Source organism: Candidatus Obscuribacterales bacterium, assembly GCA_036703605.1.
Lineage (GTDB): Bacteria > Cyanobacteriota > Cyanobacteriia > RECH01 > RECH01 > RECH01.
In genome coordinates this window covers 1-1,799 of record DATNRH010000326.1, presented here as the reverse complement: position 1 = coordinate 1,799, position 1,799 = coordinate 1, and the positions used below count along the sequence as shown (strand labels likewise).

Annotated in this window: 2 protein-coding genes; both read right to left on the bottom strand. The window is 53.3% G+C overall.

The features are described 5' to 3' along the window. A partial coding sequence (locus V6D20_06790) for a terminase large subunit (protein ID HEY9815491.1) occupies positions 1-1,031 on the bottom strand: 1,031 nt, incomplete at its 3' end. Further along, positions 1,031-1,799: hypothetical protein (locus tag V6D20_06785; GenBank protein ID HEY9815490.1), on the bottom strand; the 769-nt coding region annotated here is incomplete at its 5' end. The genes V6D20_06790 and V6D20_06785, both read right to left, overlap by 1 nt.

Here is a 1,799-nt window from a genome sequence, read left to right as displayed (position 1 = left end):
CGCCACCGCTGCACGTTGAAGTATGCCTCTCGGGAGCCTACCCAAATGTTGAGGTGCTTGGTCTGGAATGTGGACTGCTTGCGGCTGTTGTTCTTTGCCTCGGCTAGCTTAGCCTCCAAGAAATCATCATTGACCGACACGCCATAGTTCGGGTTGGCCTTTCGGATGGTATCAATGCTTGTCCAGTCGTCGTCAGCGTCAACCGTGTAGATTAAGGCTAGGGTTTGGTCGTCTTCATAGATCCCCTCAAGCATTTTCTGGGCGTCAAGCTGCATTTGGTAGCATGGACCGGCCAGATTATCCCCGGCAGTGGTGATCATAAGCAGCAAAGGCTGCTCCCGCGCACCCATGCCGGTCTCCATTGTGTCCAGTAATTCGTCTGTTTGGTGCTCGTGGTACTCATCAATGATTGCACAATGCGGGCTTGAACCGTCCCCTGGCTTACCAATAACCGGCTCAAACCGGCTGCCGTTCTCCAGAATTGATATGTTTGAGGCGTTAACCTCTACGCCAAAGTAGGATTTGAAGTCCCCGACACGGTTAGCCATGATCTTAGCGGGCCTAAATACCTCCCAAGCCTGCTTCTCTGTGGTCGCGCCTGAGTAAACCTCTGCCCCATACTCGCCATCAGCAGCCAGCATGTACAGGCCGATACCCGCCGCCAGTATTGACTTGCCGTTCTTTCGTGGCACCCATAGTTCAGCCCGACGAAAACGCCGCATCTTATCCTTGGTGCGTTTCCAGCCAAACAGCGAGCAGATAAAGAATAGCTGCCACGGCTCAAGGATTAGGCTGTCGCCCTTAGCCGCCCACTTGCCTTTAGTGTGCGGGAATGCCTGGATAAACTTACAGGCCCGCTCGGCAGCCTGGTGATCGAAGTAATACGGGTAAACCTCAGAGCGCTTAGACTTGGCTAGGTCGTCAAGGTGGCGCTGGCAGGCTAGACGAATCCATTTGCAGGCAGGTATCGACCCACCAACAACGTCACGGCAATACTTGTTTGCGCGTTCAACGCTTGGGTGTTGCGCCACTACCACTCCTCTCGGGCTGAGAATACAGACGTTACTGTGGCCGTGCCGCTAATTGCTCTGGCGCATAGTGTGATGTTTTGGAATACCGGTAGATCAACCTCAGACAAGTTAACCCCGTCGCCCGATGTATTAACGCCCTGCCCGCCGTCGCCCAAGTCAACATAGATTGCTTGGCCCCCGGTAATAGCTGTCGCGTCAATGTCAAACTCTAGGGCGGTCTCTGTGGCTGGTACGTTCTGAGATGCTAGTGCAGTGTAAGTCGCCCCGGTAAGCTCCCCGCCGATCCTGACTTGCAAAATAATATCGGCATTTGCCGTCAGAGTTTTAAAGCTGCCCGACTTAACGGAAACTGAGGCGTAGTCTACTTTCTGTCTAAAGCTAACTAAGGGAACGAACGTGGTTCCGACTGATTGAGATAATCTGTAAGCGCCTGTCGGTCTCCGATTGGGCTCGTATTTACCCAATACACTAAACTGTCTACCGTACACCTCTGCGTTAATATCACGGCCCGTGCCGTTGTTGCTAATCTCTAACCGGATGGGTAGGTTTGGATCTGAGAATATAGGCTCACCATCTGGCGCCTCAAAGACGTGGACTGTTACTGTGTCAGAATTGGTACCGCCGCCAGCAACTTCATACTTGATTGGGCCTGCGCCATACCAGCGGAACGGCATTCGATAGATATCGACATTGGATGCAGCCAGGGTTAGCCCGCTTGGGCCTGCGCCGTCCATTGGATCATCCCAGTCTGGACGGTAAATCTTTGTG